Annotated in this window: 22 protein-coding genes; 6 read left to right on the top strand and 16 right to left on the bottom strand. The window is 44.9% G+C overall.

Annotated features, from left to right (window positions below; genetic code table 11):
* Positions 1-4: 4 nt before the first annotated feature.
* The 4 genes from RS24_RS01070 (at position 5) to lexA (ending at position 3,257) form a co-directional block, all read left to right on the top strand.
* Positions 5-637 (top strand): anthranilate synthase component II, encoded by a 633-nt coding sequence (locus tag RS24_RS01070; RefSeq protein WP_021776322.1) that lies wholly within the window; start codon positions 5-7, stop codon positions 635-637.
* Positions 634-1,671, top strand: coding sequence for an anthranilate phosphoribosyltransferase (gene trpD, locus RS24_RS01065; protein WP_021776321.1), 1,038 nt, complete (start codon positions 634-636; stop codon positions 1,669-1,671). Before RS24_RS01070 ends, trpD begins: the two co-directional genes overlap by 4 nt.
* A gap of 1 nt (position 1,672) precedes the next feature.
* Complete coding sequence (trpC, locus tag RS24_RS01060) at positions 1,673-2,461, top strand: indole-3-glycerol phosphate synthase TrpC (RefSeq protein WP_021776320.1); 789 nt, start codon at positions 1,673-1,675, stop codon at positions 2,459-2,461.
* Between the two features lie 127 nt (positions 2,462-2,588).
* A complete protein-coding gene (gene lexA / locus RS24_RS01055) occupies positions 2,589-3,257 on the top strand; it encodes a transcriptional repressor LexA (RefSeq protein ID WP_021776319.1) in 669 nt (222 codons plus the stop codon).
* On the opposite strand, the gene RS24_RS01050 is transcribed toward lexA, so the two are convergent.
* Entirely contained in the window at positions 3,254-5,218 is a 1,965-nt protein-coding gene (locus RS24_RS01050) for a ComEC/Rec2 family competence protein (RefSeq protein WP_021776318.1), read from the bottom strand. The two genes, lexA and RS24_RS01050, sit on opposite strands and share 4 nt — an antisense overlap.
* A gap of 276 nt (positions 5,219-5,494) precedes the next feature.
* On the opposite strand from RS24_RS01050, the gene gltX reads away from it, so the two are divergent.
* Entirely contained in the window at positions 5,495-6,889 is a 1,395-nt protein-coding gene (gene gltX, locus RS24_RS01045) for a glutamate--tRNA ligase (RefSeq protein WP_021776316.1), read from the top strand.
* Positions 6,890-6,971: 82 nt separating this feature from the next.
* Complete coding sequence (gltA, locus tag RS24_RS01040) at positions 6,972-8,273, top strand: citrate synthase (protein WP_021776315.1); 1,302 nt, start codon at positions 6,972-6,974, stop codon at positions 8,271-8,273.
* Here gltA and lpxB read toward each other — a convergent pair whose 3' ends face one another.
* From lpxB to dnaE, 15 genes are all read right to left on the bottom strand, one after another.
* On the bottom strand, positions 8,274-9,443 hold the full coding sequence (gene lpxB, locus RS24_RS01035; protein WP_021776314.1) for a lipid-A-disaccharide synthase: 1,170 nt from the start codon (positions 9,441-9,443) through the stop codon (positions 8,274-8,276).
* Positions 9,443-10,288 (bottom strand): LpxI family protein, encoded by an 846-nt coding sequence (locus RS24_RS01030; RefSeq protein WP_021776313.1) that lies wholly within the window; start codon positions 10,286-10,288, stop codon positions 9,443-9,445. Before RS24_RS01030 ends, lpxB begins: the two co-directional genes overlap by 1 nt.
* Positions 10,289-10,308: 20 nt before the next feature.
* Positions 10,309-11,106, bottom strand: coding sequence for an acyl-ACP--UDP-N-acetylglucosamine O-acyltransferase (gene lpxA, locus RS24_RS01025; protein ID WP_021776312.1), 798 nt, complete (start codon positions 11,104-11,106; stop codon positions 10,309-10,311).
* A 71-nt stretch (positions 11,107-11,177) separates the two neighbouring features.
* On the bottom strand, positions 11,178-12,218 hold the full coding sequence (gene lpxD / locus RS24_RS01020) for a UDP-3-O-(3-hydroxymyristoyl)glucosamine N-acyltransferase (protein WP_021776311.1): 1,041 nt from the start codon (positions 12,216-12,218) through the stop codon (positions 11,178-11,180).
* Positions 12,219-12,758, bottom strand: a complete 540-nt coding sequence (locus RS24_RS01015) for an OmpH/Skp family outer membrane protein (RefSeq protein ID WP_021776310.1) — start codon at positions 12,756-12,758, stop codon at positions 12,219-12,221.
* Between the two features lie 11 nt (positions 12,759-12,769).
* The gene (gene bamA / locus RS24_RS01010; protein WP_021776309.1) at positions 12,770-15,076 is read right to left on the bottom strand and encodes an outer membrane protein assembly factor BamA; all 2,307 of its coding nucleotides are present in this window, start codon (positions 15,074-15,076) and stop codon (positions 12,770-12,772) included.
* A gap of 12 nt (positions 15,077-15,088) precedes the next feature.
* The gene (rseP, locus tag RS24_RS01005) at positions 15,089-16,231 is read right to left on the bottom strand and encodes an RIP metalloprotease RseP (protein ID WP_038300410.1); all 1,143 of its coding nucleotides are present in this window, start codon (positions 16,229-16,231) and stop codon (positions 15,089-15,091) included.
* Positions 16,232-16,298: 67 nt separating this feature from the next.
* Complete coding sequence (dxr, locus tag RS24_RS01000) at positions 16,299-17,450, bottom strand: 1-deoxy-D-xylulose-5-phosphate reductoisomerase (protein ID WP_021776307.1); 1,152 nt, start codon at positions 17,448-17,450, stop codon at positions 16,299-16,301.
* A 4-nt stretch (positions 17,451-17,454) separates the two neighbouring features.
* Positions 17,455-18,303 (bottom strand): phosphatidate cytidylyltransferase, encoded by an 849-nt coding sequence (locus tag RS24_RS00995; RefSeq protein WP_021776306.1) that lies wholly within the window; start codon positions 18,301-18,303, stop codon positions 17,455-17,457.
* Complete coding sequence (locus RS24_RS00990; protein ID WP_021776305.1) at positions 18,300-19,103, bottom strand: isoprenyl transferase; 804 nt, start codon at positions 19,101-19,103, stop codon at positions 18,300-18,302. The genes RS24_RS00995 and RS24_RS00990 overlap by 4 nt, the downstream gene beginning before the upstream one ends.
* A 27-nt stretch (positions 19,104-19,130) precedes the next feature.
* Complete coding sequence (gene frr / locus RS24_RS00985; RefSeq protein ID WP_021776304.1) at positions 19,131-19,685, bottom strand: ribosome recycling factor; 555 nt, start codon at positions 19,683-19,685, stop codon at positions 19,131-19,133.
* Positions 19,686-19,708: 23 nt separating this feature from the next.
* A complete protein-coding gene (pyrH, locus tag RS24_RS00980) occupies positions 19,709-20,425 on the bottom strand; it encodes a UMP kinase (protein WP_021776303.1) in 717 nt (238 codons plus the stop codon).
* Positions 20,426-20,472: 47 nt separating this feature from the next.
* Positions 20,473-21,405 carry a translation elongation factor Ts gene (gene tsf, locus RS24_RS00975; RefSeq protein ID WP_021776302.1) on the bottom strand — a complete coding sequence of 311 codons (933 nt, stop codon included), beginning with the start codon at positions 21,403-21,405 and terminating at the stop codon, positions 20,473-20,475.
* Positions 21,406-21,446: 41 nt separating this feature from the next.
* Positions 21,447-22,331: a 30S ribosomal protein S2 gene (gene rpsB / locus RS24_RS00970; protein ID WP_021776301.1), complete on the bottom strand. Its 885-nt coding sequence runs from the start codon at positions 22,329-22,331 to the stop codon at positions 21,447-21,449.
* Between the two features lie 167 nt (positions 22,332-22,498).
* Entirely contained in the window at positions 22,499-25,993 is a 3,495-nt protein-coding gene (gene dnaE, locus RS24_RS00965) for a DNA polymerase III subunit alpha (protein ID WP_021776300.1), read from the bottom strand.
* Positions 25,994-26,008 lie beyond the last annotated feature (15 nt).

The following is a 26,008-nucleotide window of genomic DNA, read 5'->3' as shown; positions in this document are numbered from 1 at the left end:
AAACATGATATTACTCATTGATAATTATGACAGTTTTACATTTAATATTGTTCATTTTTTGAGTGATTTGGGCATGGATACCACTGTCGTTCGCAATGATAAAATTACCCCACGGGAGGCGCTGGATATGTCGCCGGAGGCTATTGTTATCTCTCCAGGTCCATGCACCCCCAATGAAGCTGGTATCTGCCTCGATTTAATTAAAGCTACGGCTGAGGCCGAAAAGCCTGTCCCTGTCTTTGGCATCTGTCTGGGGCATCAATCCATCGGGCAGGCTTTTGGTGGTGACGTTATCTCCTGTCATGAGATAAAACACGGCAAGCTCAGCAAAATTACACATAATGAAAAAGGCTTGTTTGAGGGTCTGCCGAACCCCTTAAATGTTACCCGTTATCACTCGCTGGTCGTGTCACCCAAAAATCTACCGGATTGTCTGGAAGTAACCGCGAAAACAGATGACGGCATTATCATGGGTATTTCCCACAAAACCCTCCCCATTCACAGTGTTCAATTTCATCCAGAAAGCATTGCAACACAACAAGGGCATAATTTGTTAGCAAACTTCTTGACAGCGGCGGGGTGCGACCCCTCAGCGCCACCACCAACCCATAATCTTGAACTGGAAATTCCCTCATGAGCGATAACGACACAATGAAACCGTTTATGACCATTCTGGCTAGCGGTAAAAGTCTGACCAAACAAGAAGCAGGAGACGCCTTTAAAGCTATTTTAAGTGGTGCGGCAACATCGGGACAAATCGGCGCTTTTCTAATGGCGCTCAGTCAACGTGGTGAAACGCTTGAGGAACTATTAGCCGGCGCAGAGCTCATGCGCGAGCTTGTTGTCCGAGTAGATGCGCCTGACAACGCCATTGACACATGTGGCACGGGCGGAGATGCGGGGAGCGCAGGTGGTGGAACCTATAACATCTCGACAGCAGTCGCATTTGTCCTCGCAGGATGCGGCGTTCCAGTTGCCAAACATGGTAATCGTTCTCTCAGTTCTAAATCCGGATCGTCAGAAGTACTGGAACAAATGGGCGTTAATTTGAGTTTAAGTCCTGAACGTATCAGCGCCTGTATTCATGAAGCTGGTATGGGCTTTATGTTCGCCCCGGCTCACCACAGCGCCATGAAACATGTAGGCCCTGTACGCGCAGAACTGGGGATACGTACTATTTTTAATTTGCTTGGCCCAATGTCCAATCCAGCAGCAGCAAAATATCAACTTATGGGCGTATTCGATGATAAGTGGTTAATGCCTTTGGCAGAAACACTTAAAGGACTCGGTTCACAAAAAGCATGGGTTGTTCATGGTTCAGACGGGCTGGACGAAATTACGACTACCGGGCCGACATCCGTCGCGGCACTTGAAGATGGCACAGTGCGCCGCTTCGAAGTATCGCCAGAAGATGCCAAGCTCCCTATAGCAAAACCTGAAGACCTACGCGGAGGGTCACCAGAGGAAAACGCAATTGCCATGAAGGCACTTCTGGCAGGCGATAAATCTGCCTATCGTGACATCGTTGTACTGAACAGCGCGGCAGGACTTATTGTTGCCGGTCAAGCCGAGAATTTAGAAAACGGCGCCCGCATGGCGGAACAGGCGATTGACTCCGGCAAAGCGAATGACGCACTCAACAAACTCGTTGAGATTTCACAACAGGGCTGACATGACAGACATCCTGCAAAAAATTTCGGATTATAAAAAGCAAGAAATTAAGGCCGCAAAATCGTCAATGCCTCTGGAAACCTTAACCGCCAAAGCCGAAGCCGCCCATAGCGTAAGAGGTTTTGAAGCCGCCCTACGCGCCAAGCGCCAACAGAGTAAACCAGGATTAATTGCAGAGATTAAGAAAGCCAGCCCATCTAAAGGACTCATCCGCGAAGATTTTAACCCAGCCCTTTTGGCAAAAGCCTACGAGGCAGGCGGCGCAGCATGTCTTTCGGTTTTGACAGACACACCAAGCTTTCAAGGTGCTCCTGAATATCTGGGTCAGGCACGTGAGGCCTGCACCCTACCGGTCTTGCGAAAGGATTTTATGTTCGACACATATCAGGTCGCCGAAGCGCGTGCCTGGGGCGGTGACTGTATCCTTATCATCATGGCGGCTGTGACTGACTCAGAAGCCCGCGACCTACAATTCGCCGCCCGTGATTGGCAGATGGATGTTCTTTTCGAAGTCCATGATGAGGACGAGCTAACCCGTGCCTTAAAACTCAAACCGAGTTTGCTGGGGATCAACAACCGAAATCTCAGAGATTTTTCCGTTAGCCTTGATACCACTTTAAAGCTTTGCAAAATGGCACCGGATGATTGCCTTATTGTGAGTGAAAGCGGGATTTATACACCCGATGATATGCGTCTGCTGGCCAATGCAGGCATCACAACTGTGCTGGTTGGTGAAAGCTTAATGCGCCAGCAAAATCTCAGCGAAGCAACAAAAAACCTTCTTTCTTAAAAATCGTGCTTGACAGATTCGCATGAACTAAACTAGAACATTCACGTTGATGTTTTGTTCTATTTAATGTTAATCATCTTTACTGATTTACATTACTTTGATGGAGCCACCTTTTAAGGAGCTAGCTATGCTAACCAATAAGCAATACGAATTATTGATGTTTATTAGTGAACGACTTAAAGAGAAAGGTGTCGCGCCTTCTTTCGATGAAATGAAGGAAGCCTTAGATCTGCGTTCCAAATCAGGCATCCACAGGTTAATCACCGCGCTCGAAGAACGTGGCTTCATCCGCAGACTTGCACACCGCGCACGCGCTCTTGAGATTATCAAAATGCCGGATGCCGCATCACCGAGTCTGGCAATATCAAACCACACCACTGCCCCTATGGAAGCTGAAGCTTCTAACGACAACAACTCCGTTAGCCTATGCGTGATGGGTCGGATTGCAGCAGGAACACCTATTGAAGCCATTCAGGAAGAAACGCACCGCATCAGTGTGCCGCTGGAAATTATGCGTAGCGGCGAACATTATGCTTTAGAGGTCAATGGCGACTCCATGATTGATGCAGGTATTTTAGATGGTGACACAGCAATTATTCAGCGCAGTGATTCAGCAGAAAGTGGGGACATTGTTGTTGCCCTTGTAGAAGAACATGAAGCCACGCTGAAGAGACTGCGTCGTAAAGGGGATATGATTGCTCTTGAAGCCGCTAACCCTGCCTACGAAACAAGGTTGTTCAAATCCAATCAGGTTCGTGTCCAAGGTCGGCTTGTCGGTATCATCAGAAAATACTAACGCCTAATCCAGCCAAATCCTTTTTTAGTTTTAATCCCACCTGCGAAATGCGTGGGAACATCGTCACCTGCGTTGAATTCATAAAATAACGTCTCTCCCGGTTTCGACATTCCCCTGTGAAAAACTAACGGACAAAAGAGCTTCTTTTTGTTAACGATTGCCAAAATAACTATATCGGCCTTGATGCAAGCTTGTGCAATTCCGGCGTTTTCATAAATGACAGCAAGCCTCTTGTCTTTAAGAGAGATATAACAAACTGGATGTGTACAAATCCTCTGCACTCCTTTTGCCTTGCGATCATCACCATCACTCAACAACCACCGCGACGGCACGAAGCTATTTTTGATTTTAGAGATAATTACCAATGAACCATCCAACTGACGCGCAGCCACATAACTGGCATTACCATTAATCATTAAATCCGGCTTCTTGCCCTGCCCCATCATGAGGGACACCGCCAAAAGCACAGGCCAGGCAGCATGCCTCAATTTACTTTTAACCAGACATAGCCAAACTAAAGCAATACCAAACAGCGGTAATGCAAGCTTTGCTGAAGCGGCGATATAAGATACAGGGGCAGGAAGTGTAAGACACCAGTTTGCAGCCATCAGTGCCTTTTCAATTCCCCATAGCATAACCATGAGCGGTGTTTGCTCCAGACCAAACGGCATGGCAATTAAACCCGCCATTGCCGCAGGCATAATCACCACCCCAAGTATTGGCATAGCGAGGAGATTTGCGAGCAGTCCATGGTTGCCAATCAAATTGAAATGTATAATCCCGACATATCCCGTTGTTAAACCAGCAATGATACTGGTCATAAACAAAGCGATAAAATAGAGCCAGATAAGACGGATGTTTTTTTCAACAAGTCCAATTCGGCGTTTCGGCCATGGCATTAACCGTCCTCTGCCATACACTTCATAAAAAGCAACAAGCGCCACCACAGCAGAAAAAGACATTTGAAAGCTTGCTTGCATCACAGATTGCGGGGCAAGAAGCAAAACAACCATAGCGGCAAGCGCAACATTGCGCATTGTGAGTGCCGCCCGCCCAAGTATTATGGCGAGAAACACCAGCGACATCATAATGAAAGCGCGTTGTGTCGCCACCATCCGACCCGAGATAAACAGGTAAAAAAGTCTAAATGACCACGCAATAAGGACACGAAATATGCGTGTATTATGCGTTTGTACCAACACAGGAATAAAAGCAAGCATCACCCCCAATAAGGCATAGACCGTGCCAGCAAACATCGCCATATGCATGCCAGATATTGCGAGCATATGCGCGAGCCCAGTATGTCTGAGTGTTTCTCTATCAGCGGGTTTTATCTGTCCACGCACACCGGTAATTAATGCAGCTGCAATCCCGCCCGCTGAAGGAGACATGGTAGTTGTAATCCGATGGGAAAGCGCCAGTCTTTTTTGAGCGAGCCAGAATGAGAAACGCTCACTGCGCGATATTTCAGCCGTGGGATTTTCTATACTTTTACAATCCACAGATTTAAATTCCCGGATAAAACCAACAGCACCTTCTTGATGAAAATGCGATACAAAAAGAGGTTCATAAACCTCTGGCCAGATTGCAAACTCATTGGGTCGGAGCTGAACACGAAGCAAGATCTCACAGCCCGGCTGAGTTTCTTCCAAAAAGCTATGTTTTCCATAAACTCTGACACGATGCGGGCGGTAGCGCGGATGAATTTTATCCGCCTTTAAAACCTTTAAGATAAATAGACTGCCATTTACCCGCTTTTCTTGCCATTCAACGAGCGCCACCATATCCGCTGTAATCGGATATTTTAAGAAGGGACTATCAACACGAGATGTCTTGATCTGGGCAAACAGAAAACCTGCTGAAACAATAATCAACGATAGACCCAAATATCGATATATCTGGTCAGGCTGACGAACGGATAACAAAATCCCCACACCCAATGCTGCTAACTGCACGAGCATAACTGGCACAATAGAAGGTTCAAAAGGGAGGCTGAAATAGATGATAATTCCGATTGAGAAAATTACCAGAATCCACAGAATGTATTGGCCTTTAAACCCTTCATGGAAAAGAGAAATCAGTATATTAATTTTTGTTTTGATGACTGACGAACTCCTTGCGCTATGATATGAACGCAGAGTTAACAAAATCGGTGAATGTACTTAACGAAGAGTTTCCACTATTTGAGGAGACGCCACCAGCAACTGAGGCGTGTATTCAGGAGAACCACAAGCAATATGACCAGCTCTGAGACAAAAATCATCACGCGATTTGCCCCCTCCCCGACGGGTTTTCTTCATATTGGTGGCGCCCGCACGGCTTTGTTCAGCTGGGCTTTTGCACGTAAACATCAGGGATTGTTTTTGTTAAGAATTGAAGATACTGATAGAGAGCGTTCGACTGACGATGCAATACAAGCAATTCTGGACGGTTTAGATTGGCTTGACCTGACACCCGACGCACCGCCCGTCTATCAGCATCAAAATATTGAACGCCACCGCGAAATCATCGACCAGATGCTAGCTGAGGGTCTTGCCTATAAATGCACATGCACCAAAGAGGCCCTTGATAAAATGAGAGAGAAAGCCAAAGCCGAAGGAAAACCTATACGCTATGACGGCACATGCAGGAACAAGGAAAGCGTGCCAGATGATTTGCCTTTCACTGTTAGGTTTAAAGCGCCACAAGAAGGCACAACCGTGCTGGGTGATTTGGTTCAAGGAGAAGTCAGCATTGAGAACAACCAGCTTGATGATCTCATTCTCCTGCGCTCGGACGGCACGCCGACTTATAATCTTTCGGTTGTCGTAGACGATCACGATATGGGAATTACGCATGTTATTCGCGGTGATGATCATCTGACAAATGCGGTACGCCAAAGTCAAATTTTTGATGCGTTATCATGGTCGCGCCCTGCTTACGCGCATATACCACTTATTCACGGAGCTGACGGCGCTAAGTTGTCAAAGCGATATGGTGCACTTAGTGTTGAAGCATATAAGGATATGGGTTTTCTACCAGAGGCAATGCGGAATTATTTAGCAAGATTAGGCTGGAGCCATGGTGATGATGAGCTTTTTTCAACAGCTGACCTCATCAACTGGTTTGACATTGCTGCAATTGGCAAGTCCCCCGCCCGACTAGATATGGAAAAAATGCAAGCCACTAATATTCATCATATCCAACATGGAGATGAGGATGTTTTAGCTGATTATGTCATGGAACAACTTTCGCTTTCACCGGAGAATAAAACTAAATTGATGACAGCCTTACCGATGATAAAAAAAACAGCCAAAAGCTTGGATAATCTCGTAGAGAATCTTCGTTTTTTATTCCTTACGCGTCCCGTTAAGCTAAATGACAAAGCGCTAGAAAGCCTGACCGATGACAAAATGGCAAATGTCCGGAAAGTCTTCCCGGCACTCCAAAAGCTTGATGCATGGGACGCAGATGGCATTGCTAATTTTTTCGGAAAATTTATGGAAGAAAATGATTTGAAATTAGGACAGTTCGGCCCCGTGATGCGCAATATATTGACCGGAACGGGTTCGCCATTAGGTGTCTATGATTTATTGCTTTTGCTCGGTAAAGAAGAAAGCTTAGCAAGGTTGGATGATATCCTCGCAAATTGAATAAAAATACCAGTCTGGCTATGGTATTTTTGCTTCAATTTAATTATATTGCCCTCAATTCACACCCCCTTAAGGAGTTCAAATGAGCGAGCCTAAAGATGCACCAGCCGCTAAGCTTGAGTCAGGCGGAAATGACTATAACCTAAACGTTCATGGCGGGAGCATAGGCCCAAGCGTTATTGATGTTTCAGGTCTCTATGGTTCATCTGGTCAGTTCACTTATGACCCCGGTTTCACATCGACAGCAAGCTGTAAATCTTCCATTACTTATATTGATGGCGAGGAAGGTATTCTTCTGCACCGCGGCTATCCGATTGAACAACTGGCTGAAAAAGGCAATTTTATTGAAACCTGTTATTTGCTCATGCATGGCGAACTCCCTAATAATGACGAGCTACAGGAATTTGAACAAGCAATAACCATGCACACCATGGTTCATGAGCAACTGCAAAAATTCTATTCTGGCTTTAGACGCGACGCACACCCAATGGCAATTATGGTCGGCGTTGTTGGCGCACTGTCCGCTTTTTACCACGACAGCACGGATATCAACGATCCTGATCAACGTAAAATCGCCAGTCGTCGTCTCATTGCTAAAATTCCAACAATCGCAGCTATGGCTTACAAATATCATATTGGTCAGCCTTTTGCTTATCCGCAAAATAATCTTAGCTATGCAGCTAACTTTCTACATATGTGTTTTTCCGTTCCCAGTGAGCAGAGAGAAGTTAATCCTATTCTCGCCCGTGCAATGGATAGAATTTTTATTCTCCATGCAGACCACGAGCAAAATGCATCCACATCAACCGTGCGTCTTGCTGGTTCCTCAGGCGCTAACCCCTTCGCATGTATAGCAGCAGGTATAGCTTGCTTATGGGGACCAGCTCATGGCGGCGCCAATGAAGCGGCTCTTGATATGCTGGCTGAAATCGGATCTGTTGACCGTATCCCGGAATTTATTAAACGTGCCAAAGATAAGAATGACCCATTCCGTCTTATGGGCTTTGGGCATAGGGTCTATAAAAACTACGACCCACGCGCCCGTGTGATGCATAAAACATGTCATGAAGTTCTGGGTGAGCTTGGCATCAAAGATGACCCGCTCCTTGACGTGGCAATGGAACTTGAACGCATTGCGCTCAGCGACGATTATTTTATAGAGAAGAAACTCTATCCAAATATCGATTTTTATTCCGGCATTACTCTCAAAGCCATGGGTTTCCCAACAACCATGTTCACAGTTTTATTTGCCCTTGCAAGAACTGTCGGCTGGGTATCTCAGTGGAATGAAATGATTGAGGATCCGAGTCAGCGTATTGGTCGCCCACGTCAACTTTATATCGGTGCGACACATCGCGACTACGTTCCAGTAGAGAAACGCTAACTAGCTTAAAAAATCCAGTATCTGGCTTGCTGTTTCCGAACTTGGATCACCAGTTTCAATACTCATTATATCTTTCAGTGATTTAAATGCTTCAATTTGATTAAGCCTGTCTTCACTCGTCTCATCTAATAAGGGTTGCAACGCGGCTGACAATTTTTCCGGCGTGCATCGATGCAGGAGAAATTCCGGAACAACAGGCTTATCAAGTATAAGATTTGGCATAACAACCGAGGGGGTTTTCGCCATTCTCATAACAAAATAAGCCATCCATCGGTCAATATCATAACCTATAACAGACGGCACCCCTGCCAAAGCTAGCTCTAGAGACACTGTACCTGAGGCCGCAAGGGCAGCCGTCGCACACCCAAAAAGACCCAGCTTATCGCCTTCCCCCTCAATCAAGGTTATCTGAAACCCGTCAAGCGTGCTTGCCTTTTGCTTTAAAGACGCTTCTATTTTATCGCGGATATGAGGCACAGCAGGAATAAACACCCGTAATCTTTGTTTCTTGTCTTCGAGCAAACTAACAGTTTCTAAAAAGGGTGCATTAAGGCGATTAACTTCACTTACACGGCTTCCCGGCAGCAAAGCCAAAACCTGCTCCTCCTCTGTGATGTTATATTTATTTTTAAATTCATTAACATGCTCACCGTTTGGGAGATTTGCGACTGCGGGGTGGCCCACATAGCGACATTCAGATCCATTAAGATATTGATAAACACGCGGCTCAAAAGGAAGCAGAGCAAGGATAAGGTTGTAATATGGCTTAATGGCCTTTGCCCGTCCCGGACGCCAACCCCAAACAGTTGGCGCCCCATACTTAATCATAGGCAAATCAGGTCGTAACCGGCGAAGGCGCTTCGCAACCCGAACCGCAAACTCAGGGCTGTCAATAAAAACAACTGCATCCGTATTAGATTGAATAATAGACTCAACTGTTTCGTCTATTCGTTGATAGATTAATTTCAGACGCGGAAGAATTTGCTGTAAGCCCATAACCGCAATATCTTCCATGGGAAAAACGGATTGGATGCCTGCTTTGGTCATTTCAATGCCACCTACCCCAGATAATGCAATGTCTGAAACCTGACGTCTTAGTGAAGCAATTAATCTGGCACCCAAAAGATCACCGGATGTTTCCCCCGCAATAATTGTTAGGTGAAGCCCCATCAGGGTTTTAAACCTTTTAAGAACATGCCAAGTTCGTCCGCAAGTTTAATGCATGCATCTGCATCAATTAGTTGAGTTTCCTCACCTGCGAAAGCAATACCGGCAAGACCTGCAAGTGAGGCATTTTCAATAGTTGTAAGACCGAGTGTCGGCATATCAATACGGCGATCTTGATTTGTCTTGGGTAGTTTAACGAGCACCCCCTCGCGTTTCGTAACACTTCCTCTCATCGCTTGAGAAAGTTGTGCAACCCTCTTTAACATTTCATCAGTACCTTCTGGTCCTTCAACAGCAAGAACCTGCCCACGACAAACAACGCAACATTGACCAATATCCAAATCTCCTATGGTATCGGTTACAATGCGGCCTCTCTTGATATCAATATCATTTTTGTTTGAAGGTTTGGATTTTGTTAGAACACCTGCAGGTGCCATTATATCTTCAATAATATCTTTGGTCGCACGAATGGTAATGCCGTTTTCTTCAAAAATACTGACGAGTATACTTAAAACGGTATCATCACCAATCCCGTTTTTCTTAGCTTCTAACGCCACACGCGCGACAAACTTCATGGTTCCAAAATCTGGTATGAAACGAAAAAGGTTAGGCCGCGTAACCCCGCCGACAATCACAACTTCTTTACATTTGTTTTTTTTAATTGTTCGAAGGGTCTGTCCAAGACGCTGGGGATAGATTTTATGATCAATTTCAAGCGATAGATCATAAGCATCACTTATTCCAAAAACACAGACATCATATCCTTGTTTTTGCGCTGCCTCGACAACTAAACCGGGTAAAGCACCATTTCCAGCAATAACACCCAATTTTTGTGGTTTGCCCGACATGTTTATTCACTTATTAATTTTTAATTTTGTGGAGGTAAACATATGCCCCGCTTATCAATAGATTTAATAAAACTCAATAAGTCATTAACCAGAGGTGATCCACCAAACTCTTCTTCTGCTTGTTGTACACGCTGCTCTAATAAATCCACATCAGAGGATGAAAATAACAATTTGTAAGCGTTACGTAAGCTATGAATATCCTCACGTTTAAAATTAGCGCGTTTGAGTCCAACCAGATTTAACCCTACAAGACATGCTCTGTCTCCCATGACAGTGCTAAAAGGAATAACATTACCTACGACCATAGCCCCAGCACCAATAAAAGAATATTTCCCAGCTTTAGAAAACTGGTGAATTGCACTGAAACCACCAAAAATTACGTTATTCGCAATCTCGACGTGCCCACCAAGTGCCGCGTAATTCGCCATAACAATATTGTCACCAAGTATACAATCGTGAGCGATATGAACACCCACCATAAACAAACTGTTATTACCTACACGCGTAATACCACCGCCACCTTCTGTACCAAGATTTATGGTGACATTTTCACGGATACGATTGCCATCTCCAATCTCAAGAAAACTTTTCTCATTTTTGAACTTTAAGTCTTGAGGAATATGCCCCAGTGAGGCATATGGGAAAACTTCATTTCCCATGCCTATTGTTGTATGGCCAGAAATGCTCACATGTGAATGTAAAACAGTGTTATCGCCAATTTTTACATTTGGACCAATGACACAAAAAGGGCCAATTTCCACCCCATTCCCTATTTCTGCGCCTTTATCGACTTCGGCTGTTGGATGTATGTTACTCATAGCTGATTTGACCTCAATCAGGGATTGGCGAACATATTGCGTTAGATTCTATTTGGTGAAAACAAATTATTTTATTCGCCTTTATTAGTTTTTCTCTTTCTGAGCAACTGGCCTAATAATGCCGTTTCCTTGCGCCAAAGCGAAGAAGCCCGTGCTGGGTAACCGGCGACTTCTTGACCGGCAGGTATACTTTTCACAACTACGGAAGCCCCTAGTATCCGAGCCCCTTTTCCGACATGAATATGACCGTTAAAAGCTGCTTGCCCTCCGGACATAACATAATCCTCAATTATTGTGCTTCCGGCAAAACCGACTTGTCCGGCAATCAAACAGTGACGCCCAATCCGGACATTATGTGCAACATGAACTTGATTATCTAATTTTGTGCCTTCCCCTATCATCGTATCGCTCAGGGTACCTCTGTCTATATCAGAGCCAACACCGATGCTCACATGGTTTTGAATAATCACCCTGCCCAGCTGGGGAATTTTTACATGGCCTGAAAAATCAGGCGCATATCCAAAGCCATCCTGACCAATTGAAACATTCGGGTGAATATGAACATCATCACCAATAAGAGCAAATTGTACGACGCTGTTAGCACTAATAACCGATCGACGCCCTACAACACAACCCGGGCCAATTACTGCATTAGCACCTATAATTGTATCTTCACCAATTTCAGCCCCAGCGCAAATTACAGCACCATAACCAATCTCAACATTTGTGCCGATAATAGCATCGTCATGAATCTGCTCTGCCTGAACCCCTACCACAGGTTTTGCCTGCGCTTGATCCGGAAAAATTTTTTGAGCAATCAATGCATAAGATTTATAAGGGTCATCAACAACCAATACAGCGGCAGGAAAATCACCGATACTGTCAATGTCGCCAGCGGATATTAATAAAGCGCCTGCACGGGTAACAGCCAAATCATTTTTATATTTGACGTCGTTATAGAAAACGATATCACTCTGCTGAGCATCCAATAAAGAGGAAACACCGTTTATAGAAGCATTCCCATCCCCCTGCTTGATTTCTACATTCAGAAATCCGGCTAATTCAGCAATCGAAAACGTCTTACCAGGGGGATAGAAACGGCTATCTACCATTTATTTTGCAGGTGCCTCAACCTTTACAGAACTCAGAACACCATCAAGGCGTTTTGTGGCAGTGTCTGTAATATCAACATCAGGGCTACCGATAAGAACAGCACTACGTTCGAGAATTGCAATAGCACCCTTCTCGTTCATAATATCTTTCAAAATCGGGCTGAGGCTTTTCAAAATTTCTGCTCTTGCGGCAGCAAGACCAGCATCAATTTTGCGCAGCTCTTGTTGAAGCTCTTGGTTCTTAGCAATTTCTTCAAGTTTAAGCTCATCTGCTTTAGCCTGAAGTGCATCAGGTGCCATCATTGTTTTCTGAGATTCGAGCTTTTGAACCTTATCAGAAAGATCCTTTTGTGCCTTATCTCTTTGAGACTTGATTGCTTCTTGCTTCTTTTGAACCTGAGAAATCATACTTTTGCCAGCCTTAGAGTCGGCAAAAAGTTTTTCAATATTCAAAATCAGAACATTCGACTGAGCAAAGACTTGTTGTGGTACACTAAATAAAAACAGTGCGAACGAAAATATTACGAGTTTTTTAAGCATTAATCCCTCTCTTAAAAACGTGTTCCTGCAGTGAAACGGAAGAACTGAGCACGGTCATATTCCTCTTCCGCTAATGGTCTGGCCAGATCAAAACGAACAGGCCCAAATGGCGATTTCCAGTTAAAAGTTAAACCATAACTTGCCCTGAAAGCAGTATCATCTTGAACATTGGTAGCCTCAACGTCAGTTTTACCAATAACACCAAAATCGGTGAAAATGTATGTTTTTATTCCAAAATCTTTTGGAATTCCTAGTGGGACTTTCGCCTCCAAAGTTCCAACAAGGTATTGCTTAGCACCTAAAACATAATCTGTCTGTAGGTCACGAGGGCCAACACCAGATCTTTTGAAACCCCTAATGATAGAACCACCAACAAAAAAATTGTCGTTATATGAGATACCTTCTTTCTCATAATCTCCAATAATTCCTCCACTCAATTTTGCGTGGAAAACCCATTCTTCAAAAAATGGTTTGTAATAGTCCGCTACAATGGTTGATCTAATATATGTAACGTCACCAAGTGGAGTTGCAATATTTTGAGAAAAAATAAAGTCCCAACCCTCAGTTGGATCAATCACATCGTCTCGCTTATCAATTGTGTAAGTATACCCTAACTGCGCTTTTAATTCTGTAAAAGGTCTAAGATATGCTCCAAATTGAGGCGTGTAAGCATCGTTAATTAACTCATTTTCAGAAAGGCGTACAAAAATATTCAACCTTGCATCCTCTGCAACTGGGAAGCCAATTGAACCACCAAGACCGGTTTCAGATGTCTCAAGGGCTGCCTCTGTGTCATAATCAGTCGTTGTTCTGAACACATCAACACTTCCGAAGAGATCTCTATTTAGGAAATAAGGCTCAGCAAATCTTAGATTTAGAAAGGTACGTTGAGAACTAATTGAAGTGGACAAACTCAGAAGTTGACCACGACCGAGAAGGTTGCGCTCAACAATTGAAAACTGGGTTGAAAGATCCTCGACCGAAGAATAGCCTATACCGAATGCTAACTCACCTGTTGATTGCTCCTCGACATCAATATCAAGAACTACAGAGTCTTCATCATCTCCGGGTGTCTCGGTTATTTCAACTTCACCAAAGAAATTTAAGGCTTTAATATTTCTTTCAGATTTATTCAACAACGCACGGTTAAAGGCATCCCCTTCTCTCAGGTACATTTCACGTCTAATAACGCGATCTTGTGTGCGCACATTATTATTCACATTAATGCGCTCTACATAAACACGCGGCCCCTCTTGAATACGATAGGTGATGTTAACAATCAGGTCTTTTCGGTTACGACGAACACGTGGACGAACATCTGCAAAAGCATAGCCTTTTGTACCAAGAGCCTCTGTTAAATCATCTACCGTGTCGTCAACTTTTTTGGAGTTATAGACGCGCCCTGTCTCGTGTCGAATAAGCTGCTCAAGCTCCTGGATATTTACGTCTTTGAGGTTCGTGTCGATGACCGAGTCACCAAATTCGTATTTTTCACCTTCTTCAACATTAAATGTTACAAAGAATTTTTTACCGTCACGAGTTAATTCTGCAAAAGAAGAAATGACGCGAAAATCTGCATAACCCTTGCTAAGATAAAATCGGCGTAAAAGGTCACTATCATAAGCGATACGGTCAGGGTCGTATTTGTCATTTGAGGACAAAAAGCGCCACCAACGTGACTCCTGTGTGGAAATTTCTTCGCGCAACCGGTCATCATCAAATCTTTTATTACCGATGAAATTAATCGACCGGACGCGCGTGGTTTCACCCTCTTCAATCTCAAAAACAACATCCACGCGGTTTTGTGGTAATTGAATGACTTTTGGTTCAACCTTCGCTGAAAAACGACCAGAGCGACGATATAGTTCGACGAATTTCTCTACATCATTTTGAATTTTGGAACGCGTATAGACCTGTCGTGGACGCAGTGAGGACTCTTCATAGAGGTCATCATCATCCAGCTTATCATTACCCTCAAAAATGACGCGGTTAACAATTGGATTCTCAACCACGGTGACAATAAGCCCACCCCTTTCTCGCCTGATCGTAACATCCGCAAATAGGCCTGAAGCAAACATGGACTTGAGTGACTGATCGAGTAATAGGGGATCAGCAGTCATACCGGGTTTTAAAATCATATAAGACCGAACTGTATCGGCTTCCACACGCTGGCTACCCTCAACCTCAATGAATTGGATACTAAAATCTTCTTCGGCTGGTGCTCTATTCTCTTGCGCAGCCAATGGTTCAGCAATAATTGTGGCTAGGTATGTAAAGGCAAACAAAGCAATGAAAGCTGAGAATTTTGAATTTGTCATAACGTTATGGCCTCAGTTGAACAGGCTTATTTTAGAAACATCATTCCACGTTACGAAAACGAAGAGCATAATAACAAAAGCAAGGCCGGCACGCATACCATACTCCTGAACTTTTTCAGGCATTGGTTTTCCTATAACGGCTTCGTAGGAATAGAACAACAAATGACCGCCATCAAGCATCGGTATCGGGAAAAGATTAATCAGTCCGATACTTACTGAAATTAGTGCAATCCAATTAAAAACCGCAACCCAGCCTAAAGAGGCCATCTGACCTGATATCTGAGCAATTTTAACCGGCCCACCCAACGCATCAGCGCTCTCACGTCCAGAGATAATCCCGCCTAACGACCTGAAGGTCTGAGTGATGATAAATGTAGTTTCTGAGACACCCTTACCAATTGCTGTAATGGGGTCGTAATAAACTTTGCTGACGCGCGTTTGATCTGGTCTGCTCGTAATGCCGAGCCGCCCCAGGCGATATCGGTTTCCGAAATTATCAACATCTTCAACCAGTTCAGGGCGTGCTACCAGTTCAACTTCCATGCCGCTGCGCTCAACAACAAACACCAAATCACGGTCAGGATTAACGGATACTGTCCGGGCGACATCGTTAAAACTCTCAACCGGAGAACCATCAATGGATAAAATAAGATCACCGGGAATAAACCCTGCCCGTTCAGCAGCGCTATTCTCACGGATGGTATCAACAATCGGAAGAGAAATTTGCTTGCCGACAAATGTGAAGAGACAGGCATAAATTAAGATAGCCAGAACAAAATTAGCTATAGGTCCAGCCGCGACTACAGCTGACCGTTGCCACAGGGGTTTAAAGTGGAAAACATCTTTTTGATCGTCTTCGGTCAGCTCTTTTAATTTTTCATTATCTGGGCTGCTGGCAGCATCCTCATCACCGTAAAATTTGACATACCCACCTAATGGCCACAGGCAAATTTTCCATGACGTACCCTTACTATCCATCCATGAATAAAGGGTGTGCCCAAAACCAATAGAAAAGGTTTCAACCCTTACCCCGCACCGCCTTGCGACCCAGAAATGCCCTAACTCATGGAAGAATACCACAACCATGATTACAAAAAGGAAAGGAACAACAACTCCAAACAAGGCGTTAAAGATTATATCCAAAACGGTCTCCATTAAACGGCAATATTGAAAGCATTTATTAACATGGTTTTATCATTAGTGTTTGTTTTTTTTCTTCATTTTACAGAGAGATACTGTCCAATGCCTCTCGTCTGGCAGCTTCGTCAACGGCATAAACATCAGCCAAGCAGGAAATGTCAGCATCGGTCATTTTGTCCATAGTATCGCGAATAAGACCCGCTATATCCGCAAAACCGATTTGCGCTTTTCTAAACGCCTCAACTGCAATTTCATTCGCCGCATTCATAACAGTCTGCATGCCTTGTCCTGCATTAAGGACTTCAAAAGCGAGTTCTAAACAAGGATAACGTTTTAAATCAGGGGTCAAAAAGCTCAATTCCCTTTCATCAGCAAGGTCAAGCGCAGCTATATTAGCCTTTAAACGCTCTGGCCACCCCAAACAGTAAGCAATGGGTATCTGCATGTCAGGCGTTCCCATATGCGCCATGACTGATCCATCATGCATGGTCACCAGACCATGGATAATTGATTGTGGATGTATCAGCACTTTGAGTTTATCTGCTGGCACCGCAAACAGATGCTGAGCTTCAATAAGTTCAAGACCCTTGTTTAACATTGTCGCGGAATCTATTGAAATTTTTTCTCCCATAGACCAGATGGGATGCTTAACTGCCATTTCCGGGGTAACTTCAGCAAGTTGATCTAATGGCAAATTCAAAAAGGGCCCGCCAGAAGCAGTTAGCGTCAGATGCCTCACATCCTCAATAGATTTGCTAACAAGAAGCTGATGCAATGCATTGTGCTCAGAGTCGACAGGTAATACAGTCGTGTTTTGTTGCGCCGCAATGTCCATAAATAGAGACCCAGCCGCCACCAAACATTCCTTATTTGCAAGCATGACAATTGAACAGTTTTCTAGTGCAGTTAATGTTGGCTTCAGGCCAGAAAACCCGGTAATCGCTGCCATCACGCGGTCTGCAGGATAAGCCGCAGCTGCCAACACACCTGCTTCGCCGCAAGCAGTTTCAACTTCTAAGCCAGCCAAAGCAGCTTTGAAATCTTCATATAACGCTTCATCGGCAATCGCGGCGAATTTTGGTCTAAAACGTTTACAAATCTCGGCTAAACGCTCAACATTATTTCCGGCAGTAACAGCAGAAACGCAAAAATCATCTGGATGAGCATCTATCACCTGCAGTGTACTATCCCCGATAGATCCGGTAGCACCTAATATTGAAATCTTCTGTACCATTATTTTACCAGACCAGAACTGCGTTTGCGGTCAATCCTTTGTCAAAACTTCTGGCAATGAGAAGCAGGAATACTGTAATCGCTACGGCGAGCATACCATCTAGCCTGTCAAGCATACCGCCATGCCCCGGCAATATCCCCCCAGAGTCCTTCACGTCATATTTTCTTTTTAAAGAAGACTCAAACAAATCACCTATTTGAGAAATGACCGCCAGAATACCACCAAACACAATGAGATATATGGCTGAGGTATTGGGAATAAAGAAACTCATAACGGCCCCGATAATGGCGGCGCCTATAATACCGCCAGCAAGACCAGCCCAAGTTTTATTTGGCGAAATCACCGGTGCGAGTTTGGCTCCCCCTATCGTTTTACCAAAAACATAGGCCATAACATCGGTAGCCCAGACAACCCAGAAAACAAAAAGTACCAACCAGATGCCATTATCAAGGCTCCTCAAAAGGATGATAGATAAGGTTGCTGCACCAATATAGGCAAAGCCGCCCCCTAAAAGAGAGAGCTGCAACCCAAGTAATAAAGACAAACCAATTGAAATAAGAAGTCCGAAGATATAAAAACCCAGGCCGGCCCCAAACCCTTCATGACTTGCCAAAGCGATTAACACCAACAAACTACTTAACAAAATTTGAGCGAGTTTGGCTTCTTTAGAGATGATATTAATCCACTCAACACCCATGATGACACAAATAATGGCAATGAAAGCCGTAAAGGGAAGCCCACCCTGCCATAAGATAATCAAAACAATCGGAAGCGCTAGAACGGCTGTTATGAAACGTGATTTAAGGCCGCCCTTAGGCGACGAACCGACAGCCTGAACAACTTGTTGGTTCATTTTGAGGCCTTTTTGAGCGAGAACTTTTCATGAAAGCTCTTATCTTTTTTATCGTTAGAGTTGTCATCTTCTATAATCCTACCAAAGCGCCGCTCACGCCTAGAATATTCTTTCAGAGCTATATCAAGTTCCCGTTCATTAAAATCAGGCCAGTACACGTCGGTAAAATAAAGCTCCGCATAAGCAGCTTGCCAGAGCATGAAATTACTAAGCCGATATTCACCACTTGTGCGGATAATCAAATCTGGACTTGGTAAACCAGCAGTTCTGAGATGTTCCTCGAAAACCTCTTTGGTAATATCCGCAGGGGAAAGTTTGTTCTCACTGACTTTAGTTGCAATTGATTTGGCGGCATAAACAATTTCTTCTTGTGAGCCATAATTGAAAGCAATCTGTAGAGTCATTTTGCTGTTATCGCGTGTCGCGTTCTGTGCATGTTCAATCAGCTTAAGCGTGGCTTGAGGTAGCCCATCAATTTCACCGATAATTTTGATATAAACGCCTTCTTCTGCAAGATCCTTCAAATGCTCATCAAAATATCTATGCATGAGGTTAAACAGAAAATTCACCTCGGCTTCTGGTCTGAGGCGGTTTTCCGATGAAAAAGCAAACAATGTTAGAACTGGCAAATTACGATAAAGGGCGGCTTTCACAATCCGTTTAATGGCTTCTGCACCAGCCAAATGACCCTCGGGACGGCTTAACCCTCTAGATTTCGCCCATCGCCCGTTACCATCCATAATAATGGCGACATGCGGAAGTGGCTCAATCGTTTCGGTAATTTCATGTGGAGGTGTCATCAATCAACCATTTAATTGAAACTAAAGTTAAACCTGACGGATTTCAGCTTCTTTTTGCGAAAGCGCTTCGTCGATCTTTTCAACGTAATCATCAGTTAACTTTTGCACATCATCAGAAAGTGACTTTTGTTCGTCCTGACTAATCTCGCCGTCTTTTTCACCTTTTTTAAGCTGATCCATGCCGTCACGTCTAACGTTCCGAACAGCAACGCGGCATTGCTCGGCATATTTACCCGCAATTTTGACCAACTCCTCACGGCGTTCTTCATTGAGTTCGGGCAATGGCACACGAACCATTTGGCCATCCGCCATCGGGTTCAATCCCAATCCAGCCTCACGTATAGCTTTTTCAACAAAGGAAACCTGCCCTTTATCCCATACCTGAACAGAAAGAAGGCGTGGCTCCGGTGCTGAAATCGTACCTACTTGAGACATTGGCATTTGCTGCCCATAAGCCTCCACCATAATAGGTTCGAGTAGCGTTGTGCTGGCACGGCCTGTTCTCAAGCCACCAAAATCGCTTTTCAGGGTGTTTAAAGCCCCTTCCATGCGTCTTTGTAAATCATCCATATCAGCAGACATTTTATATCCCTATTTTTTTAAGTTTAGAAGATTATTGTACAATTTTCATTATCTTCAAGTACTTTGAGAAACGCACCATTTGATTGAATTGAAAAAACCACGATTGGTATATTATTTTCCCTCGACAAACTTACTGCAGATGCATCCATTACTTTCAAATCTTTAGATAGCACATCCATATAGCTTAACGTATCAAATCGAGTCGCGGAACTATCTATTCGCGGATCAGCTGAGTAAACCCCATCAACATTGGTTCCCTTCATCAACGCATCGCAATTCATTTCAGCCGCACGCAAAGCCGCAGCTGTATCAGTAGTAAAAAATGGATTCCCCGTACCGGCAGCAAAAATCACAACCCGGCCTTTTTCCATATGGCGAATGGCGCGTCGTCGGATATAAGGCTCGCAAACCGTCGTCATTGGGATAGCCGATAACACCCGCGTTTGAATGTCTTGCCGCTCAAGTGCATTTTGCATGGCAAGCGCATTCATAACCGTTGCCAGCATGCCCATATAATCTGCACTAGACCGATCCATCCCACCGGCAGCACCAGATAGCCCACGGAAGATATTACCGCCGCCAATAACAAGACAAATTTCAACGCCGGATTGGCGGGCCTGACTAATTTCGGTTGCTATTCTATCGACAGTGCCAACATCAATGCCATATTGTCCGTCACCCATGAGGGCTTCACCAGAGATTTTCAGAAGAACGCGTCTAAATTCTCGTTTTTCTGTCATTTCCAGTAACTCCGGCTGATTTCTATATTCGCTTTATTGTGGTTGGTTTAAGAACTGCCCACTGCGGCGGCAACTTCAGAAGCAAAATCTTCTTCAGGGCCTTTGTCAATGCCTTCACCCAGTCCAAAACGGACGAACCCAGCCAACTTTACCTCACCACCAATATCGGAGGCTGCATTTTGCAAAACTTTTTCAATGGTGTTTTCGCCATCAATCACGAAAACCTGATTAAGAAGCACAACTTCTTCGTAGAATTTACGCAACCGTCCTTCAACCATTTTTTCTATAATCTCTTCTGGTTTGCCGCTTTCTCGCGCTTCAGTAATAAGCACTTCACGCTCACGATCAACTTCGTCTTTCGACAAATCATCCGTTGAAAGTGCCAACGGGTTTGTCGCAGCAACATGCATGGCAATCTGCTTGCCAAGCGCACCAAGCTTTTCACTATCGCCTGAAGACTCCAGAGCAACAAGCACACCAATCTTACCCTGACCCTCAACAACCTGACCATGCAGATAGGATGCCACCACACCTTGTCCGACAGACAGAGCTGCCGAACGTCTTACAGACATATTTTCTCCGATTGTACCAACCATTTCAGCGACATGATCCTGAATAGATTTACCCGCACCGGGGTAATCGGCAGCGACAAGTTTATCAAAATCACCATCAACACTCAGGGCAACTTTCGCAATATCGGAAACCATATTCTGAAACTGGTCATTACGCGCAACAAAGTCTGTTTCCGAATTGACTTCAACAACAGCACCTTTTGTTCCGTCAGTGATAATAGAGACAAGCCCTTCTGCAGCAACGCGGTCAGCTTTTTTAGCTGCTTTAGAAAGCCCTTTAGTTCTTAACCAATCAACTGCAGCTTCCAAATCACCATTCGTTTCGGAAAGTGCTGTTTTGCAGTCCATCATGCCTGCGCCGGTTTGTTCACGCAGTTCCTTGACCATTGAAACAGTAATATCAGCCATTGTCGCTCCATTTTCTTATAGAGTTGGATAAAATTTATGATCTAGTCAGCTTTTTCTTCTGTAGCGTCTTCCTCAGCGGGTGCTTCTTCAACAGGAGCTTCCTCGGCAGGCGTTTCTTCAGTAGAAGTTTCCTCTGCAGGCGCATCTTCTTGAGGCACTTCTTCCTCTGTGGCCTCAAGAGCAGCTTCAGGCGTTGGTTCGGCTTGAGCGCCAATATCCACACCTGATGAAACTGCACCCTGCTCAATACCGTCAATGACGGCTCCCGAGAAAAGTGAGCAATAAAGTTCAATCGCCCGTGTCGCATCATCATTGCCAGGTACCGGGTAAGTAATGCCATCAGGGTTACAATTACTGTCAAGAATAGCAATCACAGGAATACCAAGCTTATGCGCTTCTGCAATTGCGATAGACTCTTTATTCGTGTCAATCACAATCATCAGGTCCGGCAGACCACCCATATCCTTGACGCCGCCAATTGCCAGTTCAAGCTTATCGCGTTCACGTGTAAGGTTCAGAATTTCCTTCTTAGTGAAGCCAGTGGAAGCCTCATCAGACAACAAATTTTCTAGTTCGCGTAAGCGCTTAATAGAATTGGAAATTGTTTTCCAATTTGTCAGCGTGCCACCCAACCAACGTGTGTTCATGTAATATTGAGCACATTGTTGCGCCGTGCGCGCAATAACTTCCGTCGCCTGACGTTTTGTGCCGACAAACAGAACCCGTCCGCCAGCAGCAACAGTATCACGAACCGCGACAAGTGCCTGATGCAAAAGCGGAACGGTTTGCGCCAAATCAATAATATGAATACCGTTTCTGTCCCCAAATATATAAGGGGCCATTTTGGGATTCCAGCGATGTGTTTGGTGACCAAAGTGAACACCAGCCTCTAAAAGCTGACGCATATTGTAATCCGGTAGAGCCATAACTCTCTCTCCTTTCTCCGGTTAATCCGCCATGAGGAAATGGGCTGAACATCTCAGCACCGGAGGGGGTTTACATTTAAGCAAAGCCAATCCCCATGTGTGTAATGCGGCGGGTATAGGACAGGTTGGGCAGGAAAACAAGCCCCAATTATCATTGAAATGAGCTTTTAAATATCTTCAACATGCAACACACCGTTCAAAGCCTTGATAGCCCCTGAAATGCGTGGGTTTATCTGATATTTTCCAGGCAGACGAAGTTCAACCTCATGACGCTCATTTTGCATAATGAGGGTTACAATCCCCCCCTTTGCAGTGCTCAGTTTGATATCTGTGTCACCCTTACTACACCCTTCATCCAGTTGTTTCCTGATATAGGGCAATGCAGTTTTATTTTCGACGAAAATGCGGAGGCTTGCATCATTGCCCGAAGCGACCACCTCATCAAGTGAACGGATATTCTCGGCCTGTAGTCTGATTGTATCATCCTCTCGAGAGACTTTAGCGCTGATAATCACGGATTGCCCGACACTCAGAATCTCGCGTTTATTATTTAAGACTTCTGAAAACACGATCGCTTCAAACTGACCTGTAGGGTCGGAAAGCCCTAAATATGCGAAAGGATTTCCCTGTTTGGATTTACGTTCATCCATCTTAGCAATCGTTCCGGCAAGCAGGACATTATTTTCAACCGATTTGGCAAGGTCTTCAAAACCCAGCACATTCATCCGGCGTAATACCGTCCGGTAATCATCTAACGGATGACCGGAGAGATAAAACCCGATGGCATCAAATTCTCGGGTCAGGCGTTCAACAGGCGACCATGGGGCGACCTCTTGCAATGTGCGGCTCTCAGAAATTTCTTCTTCACCAAAAAGATTACTTTGCCCTTCTTTTCTCTCGTTCTGGGCAATCGAAGCTTCAGACAAAAGCATTTTCACGGATTCAAAAAGTCGAGCGCGGTCAGTTTCCAAACAATCAAATGCCCCCGATGAAATCAAATTTTCCAGAAGTTTGCTGTTAATCCCGACAGCACCTACCCGCCTAGCGAAATCAAAAATATCCTTATAGGGCCCGTTTTGTGTACGCTCGGCAACGAGATCAATCATGGATTGGCGTCCGACATTCTTAATCGCAGACAGAGCATATATGATTTCCTGTTCGCCGGTTTCAAACATCACATCCGAACGATTAATGTCCGGCGCAGATACTTTGATATCGTGGGCCAACGCATCCTGTACAAAAATTTGTAATTTGTCGGTGTTTTCATAATCAAGCGACATTGATGCCGCGTAAAAAGCCACAGGATAATTAGCTTTGATAAACGCAGTCTGATAAGCCACAAGCGCATAAGCGGCAGCATGACTTTTGTTGAAACCATATCCGGCAAACCTATCAACCTGATCAAAAACCGCACTGGCATTCTTTTGGTCAACACCGTTTTCTGTTGCCCCTTCAAGAAATCTACTTTTTTGCGCCTGCATTTCCTCTTTAATTTTTTTACCCATGGCGCGGCGAAGCAAATCCGCCTCTCCCAGCGAAAAGCCGGACATGACCTGAGCAATCTGCATGACCTGCTCCTGATAAATAGGCACACCATAGGTTTCCTCGAGCACAGGCTTCAGCATGTCATGCATATAATCGGGTTCTTCCTCCCCTTTCTTACAGGCGATATAGCGCGGAATATTATCCATCGGCCCTGGACGATACAGAGCAACGAGCGCGATAATATCTTCAAAGCAGTCCGGTTGCATTTTCCGAAGCACATCGCGCATACCGGTACTTTCAAACTGGAACACACCTACCGTATCGCCGTTACCCAGCATGGTGAAGGTTTTCTCATCATCAAGTGCTAATTTGCTGAGATCAATCTCTATACCGGTCTTGGCAAGTAGCTCTACAGCACGCTCCAGTACAGTAAGGGTTTTCAGGCCAAGAAAATCAAACTTCACAAGCCCTGCATTTTCCACCCATTTCATATTGAACTGCGTAACCGGCATATCAGACTTTGGGTCACGGTAAAGTGGCACAAGCTTTTCTAGGGGGCGATCACCAATAACCACACCGGCGGCATGCGTTGAAGCATGGCGATAAAGGCCTTCGAGTTTGAGGCTAATCTCAATCAGTTGGGCGACGGCGGGGTCATTATCCCTCTCTTCTTGAAGACGCTGTTCACTATCAATGGCTTCCTGCAGGGTTACAGGCGCGGCAGGATTATTGGGCACCATTTTGCACAGCCTATCGACTTGCCCGTAAGGAATTTGCAGCACCCGCCCTACATCACGCAAAACAGCCCGCGCCTGTAGCTTCCCGAATGTAATAATTTGCGCGACCTGATCGACGCCGTATTTTTGCTGAACATAGCGGATAACCTCATCACGCCGCGTCTGGCAAAAATCAATATCAAAATCCGGCATGGACACACGTTCGGGGTTTAAAAAGCGTTCAAACAGCAAACCAAAACGTAAAGGATCGAGATCTGTAATCGTCAAAGCCCACGCAACTACCGACCCCGCACCCGACCCCCGTCCGGGACCAACAGAAATGCTATTTTGCTTTGACCACTGGATGAAATCAGCAACAATCAGGAAGTAGCCTGGAAAGCCCATGCCGTTAATAACCTCAAGCTCGTAATCAAGCCGGTTGAAGTAGGTTTCCCGATCTGTAGCGGGTGGCGTGTCCGTAAGGCGTTTTTCAAGCCCTGCCCGTGCCTGACGCGCTAATTCATCGGCCTCGCCCTGCCCGCCATCCCCGGATACAAAATCGGGCAAGATAGGCGCATGTTTTTGCGGACGGAAAGCACATCTACGGGCAATTTCAACAGTATTTTCTATGGCTTCAGGCAAATCTGCAAAAAGAGAAACCATTTCTTGCGGCGTTTTGAGACGATGATTAGGTGTTAGTTGACGCCGTTCCGTTTCGCGCACATATGTTCCCTCGGCAATACAAATCAAAGCATCATGTGCCTCAAAGTCTTCTTCGGACTCGAAGAAACTCTGATTAGTCGCCACAAGTGGGATGTCATGCGCATAGGCAAAATCTATCAGCCCTGCTTCAATTTCCTCATCATCCTGAAGCCCATAGCGTTGCAATTCTATATACAGATTATTAGGGAAAATATCACACAGTCGGTGAAGAATGTTTTCAGCCTCTATTTTGTTTTGAGCGCCTAAATACTTATCAATCGGCCCCTCGCGCCCCCCGGTAAGGCAAATAATGCCTGCCCCTGCTTTAGAAACATCTTCTAAGGTAACACCAGGTGGTTCAATGCCATCGCCCTCCAGATGAGCGCGGCTAACAATGGAAAGCAAATTCAAATATCCCGTTTCATTTTGGGCGAAAAGTGCAATAGAAGGCAGGTCATAGCGGTCACGCCCCGGTAACTCCAGACCTCGCAGAGATAAAGTCACGCCAATAATTGGTTGCACGCCGATATCAGAGAGTTTTTCTGAAATCTCCAGCGCCCCGAAGAGATTATTGCGATCCGTCACGCCAATGGCAGGCGCTTCAAATCGGAGAGCCGCATTAGCCAAAACCGCTGGCTTTAATGCGCCTTCAAGCAGGGAATAAGCACTATGTGCCCGCAAATGTATAAATTTAACGGGCACAGCTTCTTTTACGTCACTCATATTTTCGCTTGCTATGTTTTCTGTCGTGGCCATCATTTTACTCTACTCAAT

It is taken from the genome of Candidatus Micropelagos thuwalensis, from assembly GCF_000469155.1.
Classification (GTDB): Bacteria; Pseudomonadota; Alphaproteobacteria; order RS24; family RS24; genus Micropelagius; species Micropelagius thuwalensis.
This window is presented reverse-complemented; position numbering and strand designations above follow the sequence as displayed.